Annotated in this window: 13 protein-coding genes; all 13 read left to right on the top strand. The window is 32.4% G+C overall.

Annotated elements, in window-relative coordinates; genetic code table 11:
* Positions 1–6 precede the first annotated feature (6 nt).
* Positions 7–2,280, top strand: coding sequence for a GH92 family glycosyl hydrolase (locus FS85_RS0111090; RefSeq protein ID WP_160162397.1), 2,274 nt, complete (start codon positions 7–9; stop codon positions 2,278–2,280).
* A gap of 303 nt (positions 2,281–2,583) precedes the next feature.
* The gene (locus tag FS85_RS16165) at positions 2,584–3,708 is read left to right on the top strand and encodes a hypothetical protein (protein ID WP_139062200.1); all 1,125 of its coding nucleotides are present in this window, start codon (positions 2,584–2,586) and stop codon (positions 3,706–3,708) included.
* Between the two features lie 28 nt (positions 3,709–3,736).
* A complete protein-coding gene (locus FS85_RS15565; RefSeq protein WP_010136362.1) occupies positions 3,737–5,275 on the top strand; it encodes a sulfatase-like hydrolase/transferase in 1,539 nt (512 codons plus the stop codon).
* Between the two features lie 370 nt (positions 5,276–5,645).
* Positions 5,646–5,897 carry a hypothetical protein gene (locus tag FS85_RS0111075; RefSeq protein ID WP_010136361.1) on the top strand — a complete coding sequence of 84 codons (252 nt, stop codon included), beginning with the start codon at positions 5,646–5,648 and terminating at the stop codon, positions 5,895–5,897.
* 102 nt (positions 5,898–5,999) lie between these two features.
* Positions 6,000–7,916, top strand: coding sequence for a DUF1565 domain-containing protein (locus FS85_RS0111070; protein WP_010136360.1), 1,917 nt, complete (start codon positions 6,000–6,002; stop codon positions 7,914–7,916).
* A gap of 33 nt (positions 7,917–7,949) precedes the next feature.
* On the top strand, positions 7,950–8,132 hold the full coding sequence (locus FS85_RS0111065; RefSeq protein ID WP_010136359.1) for a hypothetical protein: 183 nt from the start codon (positions 7,950–7,952) through the stop codon (positions 8,130–8,132).
* A gap of 274 nt (positions 8,133–8,406) precedes the next feature.
* Entirely contained in the window at positions 8,407–8,745 is a 339-nt protein-coding gene (locus FS85_RS0111055) for a hypothetical protein (protein WP_010136358.1), read from the top strand.
* Between the two features lie 3 nt (positions 8,746–8,748).
* Positions 8,749–9,915 carry an alpha/beta hydrolase gene (locus FS85_RS0111050; RefSeq protein WP_010136357.1) on the top strand — a complete coding sequence of 389 codons (1,167 nt, stop codon included), beginning with the start codon at positions 8,749–8,751 and terminating at the stop codon, positions 9,913–9,915.
* 339 nt (positions 9,916–10,254) lie between these two features.
* Complete coding sequence (locus FS85_RS0111045; RefSeq protein ID WP_010136356.1) at positions 10,255–12,942, top strand: T9SS type A sorting domain-containing protein; 2,688 nt, start codon at positions 10,255–10,257, stop codon at positions 12,940–12,942.
* A gap of 239 nt (positions 12,943–13,181) precedes the next feature.
* Positions 13,182–15,419, top strand: coding sequence for a GH92 family glycosyl hydrolase (locus tag FS85_RS0111040; protein WP_010136355.1), 2,238 nt, complete (start codon positions 13,182–13,184; stop codon positions 15,417–15,419).
* A gap of 24 nt (positions 15,420–15,443) precedes the next feature.
* Positions 15,444–18,029, top strand: a complete 2,586-nt coding sequence (locus FS85_RS0111035; protein ID WP_010136354.1) for a beta-glucosidase — start codon at positions 15,444–15,446, stop codon at positions 18,027–18,029.
* A gap of 46 nt (positions 18,030–18,075) precedes the next feature.
* Positions 18,076–20,400: a glycoside hydrolase family 95 protein gene (locus FS85_RS15560; protein ID WP_050809646.1), complete on the top strand. Its 2,325-nt coding sequence runs from the start codon at positions 18,076–18,078 to the stop codon at positions 20,398–20,400.
* A 355-nt stretch (positions 20,401–20,755) separates the two neighbouring features.
* Positions 20,756–22,339, top strand: a complete 1,584-nt coding sequence (locus FS85_RS15555) for a sulfatase family protein (protein WP_033194706.1) — start codon at positions 20,756–20,758, stop codon at positions 22,337–22,339.
* The last annotated feature ends 1 nt before the right edge of the window (position 22,340 follow it).

Here is a 22,340-nt window from a genome sequence, read left to right as displayed (position 1 = left end):
ATGAATATGAGTAAATTAATGAGTAAGACAAAATTAATAGTCCTAGGATTGGCTATTTTATTTTGTTCTTGTAACAATGAAAAGTCAGAAATAGAGTTGCCCGTAAAGGTATTTACGGAGTATGTAAATCCTTTTATTGGTACAGGAGGACATGGTCATACCTATCCTGGTCCTTCTAGGCCATACGGAATGGTTCAGTTAAGTCCAGATACAAGATTAGAAGGATGGGATGCTTGTTCAGGGTATCATTATAGTGATGATACTGTTTACGGTTTTAGCCATACACATCTTTCAGGTACTGGTATTGGAGATTATGGAGATATTCTATTGTTACCAACAACAGGTGATATTCAATTCTCCGATGAAAAAAGGATAATATCTAAGTTCAATAAAAAAACAGAAAAAGCAGAAGTAGGTTATTATGCTACCGATTTGTTAGACTATGGAGTAAAAGCTGAATTAACTTCCACAACAAGAGTAGGAATGCATCAGTATACTTTTCCTGCTACAGATAAGGCTTCAATTATTGTAGATTTAACGCATAGTTTACAGATGCATGAAAATAAAAAGGTGTATATAAAGGTTATTAGTGACACAGAGATAGAGGGAATGAAAATAACCAAAGGCTGGGCGACTAACCAGGCCATTTATTTCTATGCAAAGTTTTCTAAACCTTTTACATCTGAACTATACGTAAATAACGAGTTACGTCCTAATTTAAAAGAATGGAGTAAAGGTAAAAATTTAAGAGCAAAACTAAATTTTAAAACCCAAGCTAATGAAAAAATTCAAGTTAAAGTAGCATTATCACCCGTGAGTTGCGAAGGAGCAAAGATGAACATGGTAGTAGAATTGCCTCATTTTAATTTTAACCAAATAGTTGCAGAAAGTAAAGTTGCTTGGAATCAAAAGTTGTCAAAAATAAATACTGCTGGAGGAACAAAAGATCAACAAACAATTTTCTATACAGCAATGTACCATTCAATGTTAAGCCCAAACACAGCAATGGATGTAGATGGAGGGTATATGGGAATGGATCAAAAACCTCATGTTTCTGATGAGTTTACAAACCACACTATTTTTTCTTTGTGGGATACGTTTAGAGGTTTACACCCATTGTTAACAATTATAAATCCTGAAAAAGATAATGAGTTGATTAAAACATTATTACAAAAAAGAAAAGAAGGAGGAATTTTACCAAAGTGGGAGTTGGCTTCTAATTATACAGGGACTATGTTGGGTTACCACTCTGTAGCAGTTATTTATGATGCTTATGTAAAAGGAATTTCCGATTACAATGCAGAAGAAGCTTTACAGGCAATGATTGAAGCATCAGTTTATGATCCTTCTATGTTAAAAGTGTCAGGTTATAACAATGCAGCTGGTAATGTGATGGAAATAGGTAAGAAATATGTTGCGGAACTAGGTTATATACCAGGAGATAAAACTGTGGCTTCTGTTGCTAAGGCTTTAGAATTTGCATATAACGACTGGTGTATTGCTCAAATGGCTAAAGATTTAGGTAAAACAGATCTTTACAATCAATACATAGAGCGTTCAAAGTATTATCAAAAATATTACGATAGAGAGACTCAATTTATGAGAGGTATAATGTCTGATAAATCCTGGAGAACACCATTCAATCCAAATAATTCATCACACTGGAAAACGGATTATTGTGAAGGAAATGCTTGGCAATGGTCTTGGTTTGTGCCTCACGACATTAAAGGTTTCCAAGAAACCATGGGAGGTAAAGATGTGTTTACTGAAAGGTTAGAAACTTTATTTACTACTAGTTCAAAACAAGAAGGAGAACACGTCCCAGGAGATATTTCTGGATTAATAGGACAATATGTTCATGGAAATGAGCCGAGTCATCATATTATTCATTTGTTTAATCATTCCACAAAACCATGGTTAACACAGTATTATGCAGATAAGGTGATGAAAGAGATGTATTTTAATAACCCTAATGGTTTGGCAGGGAACGAAGATTGTGGGCAAATGTCTGCATGGTATGTGTTAAATGCTATAGGATTCTATCCTATTTGTCCTGGAAAACCAGAGTATTCTATTGGTAGGCCTATTTTTGATACTGTGGAGATTAAAGTTGCAGGTGGTAAAACAGCCAAAATAATAGCAAAAAATAATTCTCCAGAGAATAAGTACATTAAATCAGTATCTATTAATGGTAAAAAAGTAGAAAAGATGGAAATTTCACATCAGGATTTATTGGATGGTTCTACTATTGTGTTTGAAATGAGTAAAACAAATAATTAATGTTGTAAAGAGAGCATGGGTTAATTAAAAGTTAATTTTTTTTTAAACCTATCAGGTTTCTTTGCTCCTGAATGAACAACACTTATCATAAAGAGTTTAAGTATGTATAAATAAAAGTGTTTTTTTAACTCTCTAAACTTGATTAGATACTATTTATAAGTGTTAGTTGTATTAATTAAGTCAAAGGCAATCTGTAGCAGGTTGCCTTTTTTAGTATAAAATCATTGATTTTAATTTAATTTTAATGAAATTTTAAAGCTGTGCTCCTTTTTTTGTTATTGTATTAATTAATAGCAGTTAAAGATGAATAAAATATTACGAGTTCTTACTTTTTTATGTTTGATGTTTTTTATAAACAGTTGTTCAAAAGATAGTGTTGAGAAAATAGATTTTGATAATGATGGAATAGAAGATTCAGTAGATACCGATGACGATAATGATGGGGTGTTAGATGTAGATGATGCTTTTCCTTTTAATAAGAATGAATCTGTAGATACAGATGGAGATGATATTGGTAATAATGAAGACACTGATGATGATAATGATGGAGTGTTAGATGTAAATGATGCTTTTCCATTAAATGAAAATGAGTCTTTAGATACAGATAATGATGGTATAGGTAATAATGAAGATACCGATGATGACGATGATGGAGTATTAGATGTAGACGATGCTTTTCCTTTGGATGCAACTGAGACAGAAGATAAAAACGGAAATGGAATAGGAGATAACGGAGAGTTGTTAGCTTGTACAGATATTCTTTATGTAGAGAAAGATGGTATTGTTAAGGGAGAAATGGAAAGTGCAAAGGATTTAAAAAAATGGACTTTTACAGATGTAACTAGGTTTGCAGAAGTTACTAGTAAATTCTCATCAGCTGCTAATTTATCGGGCTATTCTGGGCAAGGTTATATTTACAATAAAGATCAAGGGCAACATTTTGGGAATCCTGGAGTAAATGTACTGACTTATAAAATTAAAATATCAAATACTGGAGTATATCGTTTTCAATGGAAGTCTATTATCATCAATAATATAGATGGAAATAGTGAGCATAACGATAGTTGGTTACGTTTTAACGATGCAGATGATTTTTATGGTTATAACGCTGGTCAAAATCCAACAACTATCTATCCTAGAGGTAATAAAAATGGAAGTACTCCTTACCCTAAAGGCTCTAGTAAGGATGGTTGGATGAAAGTTTATATAAAAAACGTAGATATTTGGAAATATTCAGGAACTACAAACGATGGTCCTGGTTACGGAGTTTATGTAGTTTTTAATGCTCCGGGTATATATACAATGGAAGTTTCTATGAGGTCTACATATAACGGGTTGGATCAGTTTATATTGATGAAAGCTGGTGTAAATCAAAATATAGCTAAATCAGATATTATTCCTGTTAGTGAAATAGTATGTAATGAGTAAAAAATAAAATAATTTAAAAATAATAACAATGAGGAAGTATAAATTACTAATGATAAGTTTGGTTTTGACTTTACAAAGTCAAGCAACAGTTAAGCCTAAAAGTGAAAAAACAAATAAAAGCAAACCTAATGTAATATTTTTTGCGGTGGATGATATGAATGATTTCATAAATCCACTAGGCTATAACCAAGCTAAAACTCCAAATATGGACAGGTTGGCTAAAAAAGGGGTGCTTTTTACAAACGCACACTCACCAGCACCATATTGCGCTCCTTCTAGAACGGCAATATGGACAGGTTTACAGGCAACTACAACAGGCTGTTATAGAGATGAAGTTTATTTTTATGATTATCCAGATTTAGTATCTATGAATCAAGCTTTTCAAAAAGGAGGATATAAAACGTTTGGAGCGGGTAAATTATTTCACCATAGAGCAGGTTTTATTGATATGAAAGGATGGGATAAATACTATGCACGTAATAATGAAATAGTAGATGTAGGTTATGAAACAGGATATCATGGAGACGATCTACCTCTTCCTAAGCCTTACCCATACAGTCCGTATTATAGAAAGACAAACAAAAAAATAACAGGAGGGAAATTTTTAGAATGGGGACCTATAGAAGGGAAAGACGTAGATAAAATGATGGGAGTTAAGCGTACAAAGTGGATTTGTAAAATGTTACAAAAGAAACATAAAGATCCCTTTTTTATGGCACTAGGTTTATACACTCCTCACTTCCCTAATTACGCTCCCAAAAAGTTTTTTGACATGTATGATTTAGATAAAATTGTGGTTCCAGATTTAGGGAAAAATGATTTAGAGGATTTACCACAGGGTGTAAAAAGACGAATGACAAACAGAAGTAAAATTCAAAAAACCTTAGAAGACATTGGAGCGGTAAAAGAAGCTGTTAGAGCATATCTTGCGGCAGTGTCTTATGCAGATGAGTTGTTAGGAGAGGTTTTGGATGCTTTGGAACAAAGTAGATACAAAAATAACACGATTGTTATGTTGTGGAGTGATCAAGGGTATCATTTAGGGGAGAAAGGAAATTGGGGAAAGCATACCTTATGGAGTGAAACTTCTCGCGTACCATTCATTGTTTCGGGTCCGTCCATACCAAAAAATAAAAAAGTGAAAAATACAGTAGGGTTAATAGATATCTATCCCACATTTGTTGACTTATGTAACTTACCAAAGCAGCATAAATTAGATGGAGAGTCTTTAGTTCCTTTAATGCTTTCTTCAACCAAAAAAGATAGGGATTTATTTATACCGTCACATGAAAGAGGAAATTATTCAGTCGTTAATCAGAATTATAGATACATATATTATAAAAAAGATGGAGGTGAAGAGTTTTATAATATAAAAGAAGACCCTAATGAGTGGTACAATTTAGCAAGTAAAGAAGAATACAGGCCAATCATAAATAAAATGAAACAAGCAGTTCCTAAGCATTTTAGAAAATCGGCTACTCCAAAAAGATCTTTAAAATTAATTTTTGAAGGAACTTCGTATCATTGGGAGAGTAAAAAAGGAGGAAAACCACAAATGAATTTATAAGTTTTGATAATTAAGTCTAAAAATGGGAAAAATATTTTTTTACTATTTCTGTTTCATATAACTTTTCTTTACGCAAAAGAATACCAAGTATCAAAAAAAGGATATAACAAAAATAAAGAATAAAAAATAAAAGGTACATTAGAGCAACCCTTTCTTATCATTCAAAAAGCTGCAAATATTGCCAAAGCTGGCGATGTTATTATACTGTACATTCTGGAATCTATATAGAACAAATTACTCTTAAAAGAGGTGGATTAAATCATCTTTCACTAATTGTTTACAGAGCAGCACAAAACGAAAATGTAATTATAAAAGGTTCAGAAGTCATCAAAAAAAGAAAAAAAAGTAGAAGGAACTGTATGGAAAACTAATGCTAACAATAGCATATTTGGTAGATACAGTCCCTTATACTGATTTGGTTGCTGGAGAGTGGTTTAACCCAAATAAAATAAAACATCATACAAGGGAAATCTACATCAATAGAAAATCTTTGTTTGAACAAAATAGTTTGCAAGCAGTCATCAACGCTAAAGAACACAAACTCGCTTTTGACAAAAAAGCATCTACCTATGGATGGTATGCAGAAGTCAACGAAAAAACAACCGTGATTTTTATGAACTAAACAAAGACTGTTTTGGAACGCAAAGAAATCATCAAAAGCCCAAAGTAGGCTCTTATGAACTTTTATAAACAGGTACAAATACACTAATTTTTAAATAATATTATGAAATATTTTCGCAACTTTTTTTTAGTAGCTCTTACATTAACTACGCTTAATATTTTTGCTACCGAATATCACGTATCAAAAAAAGGAAAAGATAGTAACAACGGAAGCTTAAGTACTCCTTTTCTTACCATTCAAAAAGCAGCTACTATTGCCAAAGCAGGAGATCTTGTTATCGTACATGGAGGAACATACAGAGAAGAAGTTAACCCTATACATGGAGGGACCTCAAATACAAACAGAATTACGTATCAAGCGGCCTTAAACGAAAAGGTGTACATTAAAGGTTCAGAAATTATTAACAACTGGCAACCTTTAGAAAAAGGAGTTTGGAAGGCTGAGGTTCCAAATACATTCTTTGGTAAATTTAATCCTTATGCAGATGAAGTTATTGGGGATTGGTTTGATGGTAAAAAAAGAAAGCATCATACAGGAACCGTTTACTCTGAAGGGATATGGATGATAGAGGCAGAAAAAAAAGAAGATGTTTATTTACCCAAAAGCAAAACCAATAAGGAATATACTAGTTGGTTTGCTTCTGTAAATGATACAACTACTACTATTTGGGCTCAATTTGGAACCAAAAACCCTAACCAAACCCTAACAGAAATTAATGTAAGACAAACAGTATTCTACCCTAGAAAACCTTTTACCAATTACATTACCATAAGCGGCTTCCATTTGATGCATGCTGCTCCAAAATGGGCTCCTCCTACTGCAGAACAAATGGGATTAATTGGTACACACTGGAGCAAAGGATGGATTATTGAAAACAATACTATTACTCACTCTATAAACGCAGGGGTTTCTTTGGGTAAATATGGAGACAAATACGACAACTCTAGAAAAGCTTATAATAAAGTAAAAAGAAAAACTCCAGGTATGAAGTCTTACTATATTGCTTCTATTGAAAGAGCACGCAATGAGATGAAATGGAATGAAAAACATATTGGTTCTCATATTGTAAGAAATAACGAAATTGCTTATTGCGAACAAGTAGGTATAGTAGGTAGTATGGGAGCCTCTTTTAGCACTATTATTGGCAACCATATACATCACATACACACGCAAAGAAGATTTGCTGGAGCAGAAATGGCTGGAATTAAATTCCATGCCCCCGTAGATATGCTTATCAAAGGAAACAGGATTCATCACACGAGTTTGGCCTTGTGGTTGGATTGGATGACACAAGGAACAAGAGTTAGTGCAAACCTATTCTACAAAAATGGGATGGATTTGTACTTTGAGGTAAACCATGGTCCTTATTTAGTAGACAATAATATTTGCTTATCTCCAAAAAGCAGACACTTATCACAAGGAGGAGCATTTGTACACAATTTATTTGTAAACAAATGGGGGAATTGGATTGATTATAGAGAAACCCCTTATTTTAAACCTCACTCTACCATTAAAGTAGACGATCATAAAATAACTATTGGAGACGATAGATTTATGAACAATATTTTTGTAGGTAATGGAAATGCAAAAGACGTACTAGAAACTATAGAAAAACCTAAGAAAAAGAAAACCTTTTATTTTAGTTATGGCTTGCAATGTTACAACTTCAGACCTCAACTTGCCACAACTGAAGGGAATGTATATTTTAACAAAGCACTTCCTCAAGATAAAGAAAAAGCAATTGTTTTAGACGAAAATCCACAATACAAGTTAACAGAAGAAAAAGAAGGTGTCTATTTAACGTTTAACATTTCTCCAAAAAAACTTGATAATAATAAAATCGTCAATTCCAAAAAGCTTGGAAAAGCATCCGTTACTCAACAACGTTTTGAAAACAAAGATGGCAGCAATTTGGTGATTGATCAAGATTATCTAGGAAATAAAATCAGCAAAAAGCATGTGTATGCAGGGCCTTTTCAACACTTAAAAAAAGGAATACAAAAAATAAAAGTTTGGTAAAACTTCCAAATCCATTATAAAATGATATTATTTATGAACAAAACAAGCTATCTAAGAGCAATCGAATATGCTTTGATTTATTCACTTTCTTTTCAGAAATCGCATAGTCAGAACGAACAACAACCCAATGTAATTTTAATATTGGCAGATGATTTAGGAGTTGGTGATTTGCATGTTACAGGGCACCCTTATGCCAAAACACCTCATTATAGATAAATTGGCTGAGAATGGGGGGAGAATAAATTTAAAAAAAGAGCAGCCTAAATTATCTAAAAGTTTAAAAAAGCAATTAACGTCTTGGGTAAATAAAGTTTCTAAGAATTAGCAATCTTTTATTTTTTTTGACAAATTAATTGATAATTAGTTTGTGAAATAGGGGAATACTTGTGTAATTCATATGTTTTTAGAAGTTGTTAATTAAAAATTTAGATTTTATTAACGTAGAGGTCTTTAGTTTGTAGTTACTATTAACTAAAATTTTAATTAAATAATGAAAAAAATTATCATCACATTAACAGTTTTGTTGTGCGGAATTTTAAGTGCAAATGCTCAGGAGTTAAAACCTCATTTTGTAAAAAGAGCTAAAGCAATTATTGCAGAAAGAACAGAACATATGGACTTAAATAAAGAGCAGGTAAAAGCCTTAACTAAAAAACAGAATGAACATTTTATGAACATTCAAAAACTTCATGACAAATATGGAGCAGGTTCAGAGGAATTTAAAACAGAGATTAAAGTAATTCAAAAAAGTTACAATAAGTTTATTGTTGAGTTCTCTACACCAGAACAACGAAAAAAGTGGAATGAGTATACAAAATCAAAAAAATAAGTTATGTATAGTGGTAAGTATACTTTTGTTTTACTATTATTCTGTTTGAGTTTAAATACCTATGCATTCAAAATTGTAGAAGCTATTGCTTTAGAGGTAGATGGATATAAGATACCTATAAAGATATATTTGCCTGAAAACACATCTGATAAACATCCAATCCATTTTTATATACATGGTGGTGGTTGGAATGGAGGAACTAAAACAGAGGTTCCTCCTGCAACCATTTCAGGGGATGCAAATTACTTATGTGACAGGTTGGGGATTATCTATGTTGGTCTAGCGTATAGGTGCAAAGGGAATGATGGAACTTTTAAAAAAGCAATTTCAGATTTAGAGACTTCGGTAAAATGGTTTTTAGACAGAGCTGAATCCTTTGATGCAGATACAACTAGAATTGGTTTTGGAGGTTCTTCAGCAGGTTCTACCTTATCTTCTGTAATGGCACAGAAGTACAAAAATTGTAAGCTTTATATAGGAAATGAAGGAATGTATAATGTGGTAGATTTAGATGAAACGTTATCTCATTTTCCTGATGCAAAATCAAGAGCGGATTATGGGTTATCAGATCTTGTATCTAGAAAAGAAGCATCCGCTTATTATAATCTAAGGAAAAATCCACCAGCAACTTTATTGTTACAAGGAAAACAAGATTGGCTGTGTCATTATTCTCAAAGCAAAAAATTTGCAGATAAGATAAAGAACTCAGGAGGAAAAAGTAAAGTTGTTTATTACGATAGTATCAATCACACCTGCTTAAACCCCAATTACCCCGAGGTCTTTAAGAATAGTGTAATAGAAATTGCTCATCATTTTACAAATGAGTTTCATCTTAAGGGTATTGATTTTAAAGCGATTGAAAAACAGCTGTTCAATGCTCTTAAAAAGAATTATCCACATGAGAATTTTCCTTTAGAAATGATAGTAGGATCATGGAAAGATAAAAGAGGAACTTTTACATTTAAAGAAGATAACACTTGTTCTTATGTTAACAAGCAAGGGAAACAAAAACAAACTTTTACCTATACTAAAAAAGAGGGATGTTTGTTGTTAAAGGGAAAAAAGGGAGTAAGAGTTTTTTATATGAGGAAAAATAATAAAGTAATTTATGAGCAAATTTTACAACAGTCTCGTATAAAAGGAAGAAGATTTAATTATAGAAAAGTTTAAGTTGTTGTACAATCAATTTAAATATGTTTAAAGAGAATTAACAGAAATGTTTTTTCTCTTTTTTTATTAAAATAACTTTTTTCAAGACCTTAGAAATAAAAATAGCTCGTAACTAGAGGTTTAGTTCTATTATTTTTTTAAAAATAAACCCTAGTCTTTACTAAGGCTAAGTTTAGTTTTTAAATAGTTAAAAATGATTTTCCTATTGGAGTTAATTGTTTTTTAATCATGTGTTAATATAGTGTTCGTTTATTTGATGATACAGTATTTTTTGGGTGTTTTTATTAATAATCTTAAATGTGCTGTAACTAAAATTAACTAATCAAATATTAACCTATTATGAAAAAATTACATTTTCTATTACTGTTTGTTTTCTTACTGAAGGTAAATAGTGCTTTTTCACAAACAATTACATTGCCTATAGAGGTTTTAGGACCCGAAGGTTATGTAAAAGAAGTTCAGTTTAATTTGGATGCTAGTCAGCAAAGTCAAGCTGGGAGGCTATGGATTCAAGTTAACAATTTAAGCTATGAAAATAAAGCTTCTGTAAAGTTTAATACTACAGACTGGATTTCTTTAGAACATAGCAATACTAATATATTATACCCTGGTAAACAAAGGGGAGGAATGACTCATGGTGGGCACAATACAATTAGACTTTTGGTAGATGTTCCAACAAACGGATTAGTTGTGGGGCTAAATACCATTAAATTTAAGTTTAATGAGTCTGACGGAATTTCAAATGGTTACAGGGTGATTGCAATGAATCTTAGACCATCTTCTTCTGGAACTAATTTATTACCAAGCAGTACTTTTGTTAACGATGATCCTGCCTTATGGACTGGGGTTTTTAGTGATCCAAATGCAATTACTAAAGGGAAAAATCTTTGGGAGGGTAAAACAGAGGATGGATCAGCCAATAAAGTTTTGTTAAATAATTATTTACCACCAACTAGAAATGTTCATTGGTATGGACAGGATTTAAAAATAAAAGGGAGTCAACCAATAAATGCAAAATGTGCCTCTTGCCATACCAAAGATGGTAGAGATTTAGAAATATTTGCATACTCTAATTTTTCCATTGCACAGCGAGCTAAATTTCATGGTTTAACCCAACATGAAGGGAATTTAATAGCAACCTATATTCGTTCTCTTAAAGATGAAATGGATCCGGGTACAAATATTGGAAGGTTTGGTAGACCTTGGAACCCACCATATCAACCAGGTAAAAATTTAGAAACAAGAACTGTAGATAAGTGGGCAGCAGGAGCTGGTTTAGGAGCTGTTTTGGGGAGCGATAGTGCTATGAAAGAACATTTGTTTGAATTAACAAATAATAGTGAAACGATTACTCAAACAAAAGCTGCTCAAATAATTAATCCAACTAAAAAAGTAGACCAAACTACCATGCCGTTAGCAATTCAGTTACCAGACTGGAAACACTGGTTACCGATGATTCACCCAATGGATGCATTTACAAAAGATGATTATTGGAATAGTATGAGTAAAACATTTAACCCTAAACAAGCTTATGAAGATTTTAGAGACTTTTTAGAGTTAAATAAAACAGATCTTAGAAATGGAACAATTTCGTCTACACTAGCTACACAGTTTTTAGATGAAAGTAGAGAGTTTCATAGACATTTTAGATTTTTTCTAGCAGAAGGAGCACCTGTCAATAATCATTGGAGATCATTAAATGGAACGGCAGAGAGTAAGTTAATGGAGGTTAATGGACAGCCAAATTATGTAATGAGAGAATTTGCAGCTACAAGTTTGGCAAGGTTAATGGCTGTTAAGTATTTTGAAGTAATGCAAGAGTTTGCTTTGCAAGACAAGGCAGATAAGTTTACCAACACAGCAGCTGAAGGAAATAGATGGCAATGGCCTGGAGATGAATATCAAGTTTTTGAAGTTCCTGCACACTTTAACGCAAGTGTAACAAGTCCGGATGGAACTATTACTAAAACAGGAGATAGTAAAGGGCAGTATTTTGAAGGACAGCCTAAAGAAACTGGTCAGTTTGAATCTTCAAATTGGTATCAATTACAAGCAGTTTTAAATGATGGAGATGGTTTAATGAATCATAACTCGCCAGTAGATTATAATTACAGTCCAGAGTTTGTATTAAAAGCAAGTAAATCATCGGGTGTAGACGAGCCTTTACGTTATTATTATGTTTTAAATACTATGTATCAAACCAAGTCTGGTTCGTTTTCAGATTTAGGACCAAATAGCCAAAAAGCTTTTAGAATAAGGGTAATGGGGCCTTGGTACTTTTTTGGAAAAGAAGCAGATGCTGGTAGTTCACAGTTCCATAGTTTTGCTCCAAGAGAATGGCCTAACAAGTTAGAAAGTGTAGAGCCTGGGTTACGAAACAAAGTATTAAATGTATTTGTAGAACGTTTTTTAAATGCCGTAGAAGATGCACCGAGTATAGATACAGATACAAACAAGTATAACGAAGGAAAAAACAGGTTATATAATTTAGATGGAAGTAATTATTGGAAACGTTACGATAGTTCTTTACCAGACAATGGTGTAACCAATAACAAATCACAATTTTTAGATTTTAAAACCAAAAGCAGTGTGGTAGATGTTACAACAGGAGGAACAAGTGCAGATCCTTTGTACGCAGATCATATGTATTGGACTATTGGAGAGGCTATACATTTTAATATTAATAATAATAAAATTATAAGATTAATTAATTGGTCCAAAGCAGCTTGGCCAAATATAAATTGGGATGCATTAACTTCTACAAATGGTGCGGTAATCAATAATGAAGCTTTATTGAGTTTAAAAGCATTTTTAAATCAAGAAGGTGAAAATTTACATATTCAAGGGTTGACAAAGAATCAATATATTGTGAATGTATATGATATAACAGGAAAAAAATATATAACAACTCAATTTGAGGGAGATAGCGTAAAGGATATAGATATTTCAGAACTTCCTTATGGACTTTACATTATAACAGTAGAAGGTAATGGAGAGAGAGAGGTTATTAAGGTCTATAAAAAATAGAAGAGTTTTTAAGTTAGTTGTTTATAGAGAATTAATGATATTTTAATATGTCAAGATTCGTTAAGCCAAAGAGTAGTACTCTTTGGCTTTTTAATTGTCATCATAATTTAGTGGTATAATTTGCTGATTTGTAGTTTTTTTTGAGTTATTATTATAAATCATAGCTTTATTAACTCTTAATTAAGTCAATATTAAGCCTAGTCTCGTTACTTAGTTTTGTAATTAAACTAATTAAAGAGATGCCCTTTAAATTCCATAGAAAATTTTTTCTGTTATCAATTTTGTTTGTAGTTATTGCAAATAGAAGCTTGTATTCGCAAAAAGACTTTACGCAGTATATAGATCCTACTATAGGAAATGTGTCAAAGTTCTTGGTACCCACTTACCCCACTATGCATTTGCCAAACCAAATGTTAAGGATGTTTCCTGATAAGGTAGATTATATATCAGATCAGGTAAATTCTTTTCCCATGCAGGTGCATTCCCATAGAAGAACAGGACTTTTTAAAATAAAAGTAAAAGAAGGTAATATAACCGCTAGTTCTTGGAATTCTAAAATGGCAATAGATCATGATTTAGAAGATATAAAACCTTGGTTGTATAGTACCTACCTAATAGATGATGACATAACTGTAAGTTTTACTCCACATAAAAAGTCTGCAATTTATAAGTTCGAGTTTAACAATGATAAACAGCTAAAAAACATTTTAATTACTGGTAGTTCCAATTTAAAAGCGAATCAACTTAAAAAAGGAGGGTTTTCTTTTAAAGAAAAAGTTAGTTATACAACAAGAGGAACGGAACCTATTACTAGAGAAATGTACGTATATGTATTTGCAAAGTTTGTGGATGAAAATGATCATGAAATAGACTTATCACATTTAAAATTGAATGACGGACGTTTATTGTTTTCATTTAAGAACAAAAAGGTATTTCTAAAATATGCTGTCTCATACATAAACGTTGATAAAGCTAGGGATAATTTTAAGAAAGAACTAGCTAAGAATAGTTTTGAAGATTTGATCATTAATGGGAAGCAAACTTGGAAAGAGGTAATTAACCAAATACAGGTTAAAGGAGGTACTAGTACTCAATTAAGAACATTCTATACTTCTCTTTATCGTACTTACGAGCGGATGGTGGACATAAACGAATATGGTGAATACTATAGTGGTTATGATCAAAAAGTACATAAATCAAAAAGAGCCTTTTATGTAGATGATTGGATATGGGATACCTATAGAGCTCAACATCCTTTAAGGACTATATTAAGTCCTAAGATTGAAAATGATATATTGAATTCCTATGTAGAAATGTACAAACAAAGCGGATGGTTACCAACATTCCCTCAGGTTCATGGAAATCATATGTGTATGAATGCCTATCATTCTTCAGCTATTTTTATTGACGGTTACAGAAAAGGACTAAGAGATTATGATGTTAAAAATGCCTACGAAGGAATTAAAAAGAATTTAACTCAAGGAACTTTAATTCCATGGAGACAAGGATTACCTAAGGTGGCATTAGATAATTTTTATCATAAAGAAGGGTACTTTCCTTCTTTGGCTATTGGAGAAACTGAGAAAGTTAGTTTGGTGGATAGTTTTGAAAAAAGACAACCAGTTCCTGTAACCTTAGGAATGAGCTATGATTTTTGGACCTTGTCTGAATTTGCTTCTGAATTAGGTAAAGAACAAGAATCAAAAGCTTATAAAAAAGTAGCAGAGGGTTATAAGAAACTTTGGCATCCAGATAAATTGTTATTCATACCTAAGGATAGTCAAGGTAAGTGGTTGGATATTGATCCTAAATCTTCTGGAGGCAGAGGGTACAGAGAGTATTATGATGAAAATAATGGTTGGACCTATGCTTGGGATGTACAGCACGATATAGAGGGGTTAATTCAATTATTGGGAGGTAAAAAAAATGCTGAAAAAAGGTTAGATCAATTATTTAGAGAGCCTTTGGGGAAAAGAAAAAGTCAATTTTTTATAGATGGTTCTAATTCTACAGGAATGGTTGGGCAATTTTCTATGGGAAATGAGCCATCTTTTCATATTCCATATCTCTACAATTATTTTGGTGCACCCTGGAAAACACAAAAAAAGACTCGTTTTTTATTAGATGTATGGTTTCAGGATGATATTCATGGAATTCCCGGAGATGAAGATGGAGGAGGAATGAGTGCCTTTGTTGTCTTTACATCCTTAGGATTGTATCCGGTTACTCCTGGTATTCCGGTGTACAACATAACAAGCCCTGTTTTTGAAAAATCATCAATTAACTTAAAAAACGGAAAAACCTTTACAGTAGTTGCAAAAGGAGCTAGTAAAAGAAGAAAATACATTCAAAAGGCATTTTTAAACGGAAAAGAAATTTTTACCCCTTTTATACATAACAAAGAAATCATAAAAGGAGGAATATTAGAACTAATACTTGATGAAAAGCCGAATAAGAAATGGGGAATAATTAAATAATACTGAATCAAAATTATAGAAAAAATGAAACTAAATTTTAGCGTAAAAAAGCTTTTTGTTTTTGCATTGTACTTAATGGTACAAACAGCAAATTCACAGAAAATAACTTACAAAAATCCAGAGGCTCCAATAGAGTCTAGAGTAGAAGACTTGTTACAAAGAATGACTCTTAAGGAAAAAATAGCATTGGTTACAGGAGATAAAATTCCTAAAAAAGGGGTTATTGGTTCGGAGGGAATACCAAGGTTAGGGGTGCCTGGATTTAAAATAGAGCATGGGCCATATGCTTTTAAAGGATGGTTTGCTGGAGGTGAACCTAAGGAGATGGGAACCTATTTTCCTGTTTCTATAGCACAAGCCAGTACTTGGGACAAAGCTTTAATAGAGAAGGTAAATGCGACCATGGCAAAAGAGATGAAGGCTTCTGGTGGACAAGCCAATGCTGGGCCAGCAATGAATATTATTAGAGACCCAAGGGGAGGTAGGAGTTTTGAATATTTTACTGAAGATCCTTACCTAAATGGAGAGGTGGCTGCTGCTTATACAAAAGGGTTGCAGAGTGAGAGAGTAATGGCAAATCTAAAACATTACTTATGTAATAATCAGGAGTATAATAGGCATAGAATTAACATTATTGCAGACGAGAGAACGCTTAGAGAAATCTATTTACCTGGATTTAAAAAAGCCATTCAAAAAGGAGGTGCATGGAGTGTAATGGGAGCTTATAATAAGTTAAATGGTGTGTATAGTTGTGAAAATCCATTTTTATTAACCAAAGTTTTAAGAGAAGATTGGGGCTTTAAAGGTTTTGTTTTGTCAGATTGGGCAGGAACTCATTCTACAGCTGCCTCTGCAAACGCAGGTTTAGATTTAGAAATGCCTAATGAAAGATGGTATGGTAAGAAGTTGCTAAAGGCAGTTAGTAAAGGGGAGGTTTCTGAAGAAACTATAAATAAAATGACAGGTAATTTATTAAGAGGAATGTTTTGGTCTGGTGCATTTGATGAAAAACCTTCTTTGGATAAATCTTTATTGCATAGCAAAAAGCATTTAAAAGTAGCAAGAGAAGCTGCTGCAAATGGAATGGTATTGCTAAAGAATGAAGAAAATGTGTTGCCTTTTGATTTAAAGAAGGTTAAGAAAATTGCGGTTATTGGTCCCAACGGAAATTATGGTAAACATTACAACAATGGAAAATTTGATCCACACTTATTTCAAGGAGGAGGAAGTGCTTTTGTAAATGTTAAAAAGAATCAAATAGTAACACCTTTTCAGGGAATAAAAAACAATGTTCCTAATGGTGTAAAAGTAACTTATTTACCTGGTAGTTATGCCGAATCTGGTTGTGGGGTAATTCCTTCTAAATATTTAAGAACACCATCCGGTAAAGAAGGGTTGTTAGCTACCTACTACAATAATAACAATGCGAATAAAAAAGTGGTGAAAACAGAAATAGATAAAGTGATTTCTGAAGAATGGATTGGAGAAATTGATATTCCAGAAGCTGGAAATGAAAAGGACGATTTGTCTCGTTTTTCTGTTGAATGGACGGGTAGTTTAAAAGCTCCGGAGACTAGAGAGTATACTTTTAGTATTAGAAATTATTCAGGAGCAGCCAAACTGTACATAAATGATAAGCTAATTGCTTCTAATAAAAACGGAAATTGGCTGGATTGGAATGCTATGGGAAGCATTGTTTTAGAAGCGGGAAAATCATATAGTATTAAAGCTCAATATGCTAAAACAGGAGGGAGAGCCGACTTTAGATTGTCTTGGGATTACGAAAACGTAGCTTGGTTAAAAAAAGCGGTTAAGCTAGCAAAGGAATCCGATGCGGTAATTTTAACAGTTGGTCTTTCTGGTCATATGGGAGAAAGAGAAGCTGGGGATAGAAATCATTTAAGATTGTTTCCTGCACAAGAACAATTAATAAATAAAGTAGCCAAAGCAAATAAAAATACAGCAGTTACTGTAATAGCAGGAGGAGCTATAGATATGCGTAACTGGATGGATAGTGTACCTTCTATTTTAATGGGATGGTATCCTGGAGAACAAGGAGGTAATGCTTTGGCAGATGTTTTATTTGGAAAGGTAAATCCTAGTGCAAAATTACCAATTACATTTCCTAAGTCATTAGATCAATACCCAAGTGATTTTCATACGAGAGGGGTTGAAAGTCAGTACAAAGAGGGTATTTATGTAGGGTATAGGTATTTTGATAAATATAAGAAAGAGCCTTTATTTCCATTTGGTCATGGTTTGAGTTATACAACTTTTAAGTATAAAAAAATTAAAGTGAATTCTTTAAAAAGAGAGGTAACCGTAACCATTAAAAATACGGGAGCTTATGATGGAGCAGAGGTAATCCAGTTATATGTAAGAGATGTAAAATCTTCTGTAGATAGACCTTTAAAAGAATTAAAAGATTTTAAGAAGGTTTTTCTAAAGAAAGGAGAGTTGAAAACTGTAAAATTTAAACTTACCGATGAGGCCTTTGCTTTTTGGGATGATATTCAAAAGAGTTGGAAAGTGGAATCCGGAGATTTTGAAATTATGGTAGGAACATCTTCATCAGATATTAAATTAAAAACAGAATTGTATGTTGATTAAATCAAGATTCAATAGTTTGATATGTATTATTTTTATAACATTATCAATGAAGGGGCAGACTTTGTCTGATCCTTCATTGACTTTATGGTATAATCAACCTTCAAATACATGGAACGATGCTTTACCTGTAGGTAACGGAAGGTTAGGGGCAATGGTTTACGGAGGAAAAACAAAAGAGGTTATTCAATTTAATGAGGAAACACTTTGGTCTGGTCAACCTCATGATTATGTTAATCGTAGAGCTTTTAAAAGCTTGGCTAAGATTAAAAACAGCTTATGGGATGGTAAACGTAAAGAAGCAGAAGAAATTGCGAATAAGAAATTCATGTCTAATCCTATAAATCAGTCTAGCTATCAGAGCTTTGCGAATGTATTGATTGATTTTAAAAATCATAGCAATGTAACAGATTATAAGAGAAGTTTAGATTTAGAAAGAGCCATTGCATCAACAGTGTATAAATTAGATAAAGCTGTTATTAAAAGAGAGGTTTTTGCTTCTCATCCAGATCAGGTTATAGTTGTTCATCTTACATCAAGTGTTAAAGGAATTCTAAATTTTGATATTACTTTAGATTCTAATCATTCTGATTATAAGGTTTCTATTGAAGAGAACGAGATAGTTATAAAAGGTAAGGCAGATAACTTTAAACGCGATCTAGATATAAATAAAAATAAGTTCCCGTTAAGTAAGATTAAGTTTGAGGCTCGTTTAAAATTAGTGCAAAAAGGAGGGGAATTAATCTCCAAAAATAATAAGGTAACAATTAAAAACGCTACTGAGGTAACATGCTATTTAGTTGGAGCAACAAACTTTGTCAATTTTAAAGATATAAGTGGAAATCCACATAAAAGGTGTAAAGAATATTTTAAAAAACTAAATAACAAACCATACAATTTAGTCAAAGAAAACCATATAAAAGATTTTCAAAAATATTTTAATCGATTGCATATAGATTTAGGAGAAACCAAGATTTCCAGAAGACCTACAAACGAAAGGTTGATGTCTTTCTCTCAAGACATGGATCCAAATCTAGTTGCTTTACTATATCAATATGGGAGGTATCTGTTGATTTCTTCATCTAGAAAAGGAACACAACCAGCAAACTTACAAGGTATATGGAACGATAGAATAAGTCCACCTTGGGGGAGTAAGTATACCCTTAATATCAATCTTGAAATGAATTATTGGATAACAGAAGTAACAAATTTATCGGAGTTATCAGAGCCACTTATCAAGTTGATTGATGATTTATCTAATACGGGTGAAAAAATTGCTAAAGAGCATTATAATATGCCAGGATGGGTAGCACATCATAATACAGATATATGGAGAGGAGCAGCACCAATTAATAGATCGAATCATGGAATTTGGCCAACAGGTGGAGCTTGGTTGTCTCAACATTTGTGGTGGCATTATGAATTTACTCAGAACAAGGATTTTTTAAAGAAAATGGCTTATCCTATTTTAAAGAAGGCATCTTTGTTTTTCTCTAATTATCTTTTAGAGTTTCCAGATAATAAAGAATTGTTAATTAGTGGGCCAAGTAATAGCCCAGAGCATGGAGGGCTGGTTATGGGACCAACAATGGATCATCAGATTATAAGAAATTTATTTAGGGTGACCATAGAAGCTTCTAAAATACTGAATGTTGATAGAGGGTTTAGAATGAAATTAGAAAAAAAAATGAACAGAATTATGCCTAATAAAATAGGTAAGCATGGTCAATTACAAGAATGGGTTAAGGATATTGATAACCCTAAGGATAAGCATAGACATATTTCTCATTTGTGGGGATTACATCCAGGTAGTGAAATTCATCCATTAACCACACCTGAACTGGCAGAAGCCTGTAAAATTACTTTGCAGAATAGAGGTGATGGTGGAACTGGCTGGTCAAAAGCATGGAAAATAAATTTTTGGGCAAGACTTTTAGACGGAGATCATTCTTTTCAATTATTAAAAGAGTTAGTTGTACCTGTAAAAAAATCGGTAGATAAGAATAAAAAAGGAGGATTATATCTGAACCTGTTTGATGCACATCCACCTTTTCAAATAGATGGAAATTTTGGGATTACATCTGGAATTACAGAAATGATTTTACAAAATCATTTAAAAAACAGTAAGGGAGAAACAATCATTGATATACTTCCTGCTTTACCATCCAGAATTTCAAAGGGGGAAATTTTTGGATTAAAAGCCAGGGGGAATTTTGAAGTTTCTATTTTATGGAAAGAAAGAGAATTAAGCAAGGTAGTAGTAAAGTCAATTAATGGGGGGAAGTTGAACCTACGATACAAAAAAAATGTTATCACAAAAAATACAAATAGAGGTGATGTTTTAACTTTTAGTCCTAATGATTTTAAAAAATAATGGTTGTATAACCATTAAAATAACCTAGTAGAATATGAATTGTATTCTAATTAGATTCATAAAAGAGGTTGTCTTAAATATTTAGATAACCTCTTTTTTTATAGTAATAACTTCTGTTTACTTATTGAAAACACACTATTTCAGAACTTTAAAAACTTTATACAGTAAGTAGTATTTACCCTTCTTAAGTAATTAATTGATTATTAATTTAAAATTAACCCTGTTGTGATTATTTAGCTTCCTGTGCTAAATAGTTTACAATAACATTAGTTGATTCATTTTTTCGACGTGTTACAAATATTTAGAACTCTATATCAAAGACGTGATTAAATAGAAAGACTTTTAAATAAATAATATGATAAAGAGGTTATTATTACTAATAGTTATTAGCATCAGTTTCGTTAATTGTAAAACAACCAAAGAAAAAACAATAGAGAAACCCAATATCCTATTCATTATGACAGATGACCATGCACTCTCTGCTATAAGTGCATACAATGGTTTTTTGGCAAAAGTAGCACCTACTCCCAATATAGATAGGATAGCAAATGAGGGAATATTATTTAAGAATATGCTGTGTACCAATGCTATATGCGGACCTTCTAGAGCATCAATTTTAACAGGGAATTATAGTCATATAAATGGTTTTTACAAAAACGAAGGAGGAGGAGATTTTAATGAAAATCAACAAACGTTTCCTAAACTATTTCAAAAAGCAGGTTATAAAACAGCAGTTATCGGAAAATGGCATTTAGGAACTGCTCCAACAGGGTTTGACTATTATAAGGTGCTGTTTAATAAGGAAGGGCAGGGTTCTTATTACAATCCTGTTTTCGAAACTACAGGTAATAAACTAGTAAAAGAAGAAGGTAAATATTCCACAACTGTAATAAAGAATAATGCTATTTCTTGGTTAAAAAAGCAAAAGGATGCCAAAGAACCTTTTATGTTATTGTACCAGTTTAAAGCACCGCATAGGCCATGGGAACCAGGACCAGGATATGAAGATTATTTAAAGGATGTGGAGATTCCTTATCCAACAACTTTTAATGATGATTACAAAGGAAGAAGAGCTGCAGAAGAAGCCTGGATGAGAATTGATGGTCATATGAATAGGAAAGATGTTAAGATTAAACCACCAAAAAGCCTTACAGAACAAGAGTTAATTGATTGGAACAAGTATGGTAATGAAGATGGAGAGTTTTGGACACCAGATGATTCAATGAGTGATCAGGAAAGGAAAAACTGGAAGTACCAACGTTATGTAAAGGACTATTTAAGATGCGTAAAAGGAGTAGACGATGCTATAGGTGAGATGTTGAATTATTTAGATGAGAGTGGTTTGGCAGAAAACACTATTGTGGTTTATACTTCAGATCAAGGTTTTTATGTAGGAGAACATGGTTGGTTTGATAAACGCTTTATTTATGAAGAGTCTTTACACATGCCATTATTAATGAGATATCCTAAAAAAATAAAACCTGGACTCAGTAGTGATAAACTAGTCTCTAACATAGATTTTTCCCCTACTTTATTGGACTTAGCAGGTGTGGAAGTCCCTAAAAATATACAAGGGAAAAGTTTTACAAAGCTTTTGTCTAATCCAGAAGAGGAGATAAGAGATGCTGTGTATTACCATTATTATGAATACCCGTATTGGCATCATGTTCAGCCACATTACGGAATGAGAACATCCAGATATAAATTAATTCACTTTTATTATGATATGGATAGGTGGGAACTTTATGATTTGAAAAAGGATCCTAATGAACTTGAAAACATTTACGATAAAAAAGAGAATGTACAGTTAGTAAAAAGCTTGAAAAAAAGACTAAAAATCCTAAGAGAAGAAGTAGGTATGAATAAAAGTTTAGACGAGCTCAGATTAATGACAGATGCAAGAATTAAGAGAAGATATAAAGTTGAACCCGCAAATTAAT

The sequence above is a fragment of the Ochrovirga pacifica genome, assembly GCF_000220525.1.
In the GTDB taxonomy this organism is placed as follows: Bacteria; Bacteroidota; Bacteroidia; order Flavobacteriales; family Flavobacteriaceae; genus Ochrovirga; species Ochrovirga pacifica.
Note: the sequence above shows the minus strand (reverse complement) of the source record. Positions and strands in the feature narration are given on the sequence as shown.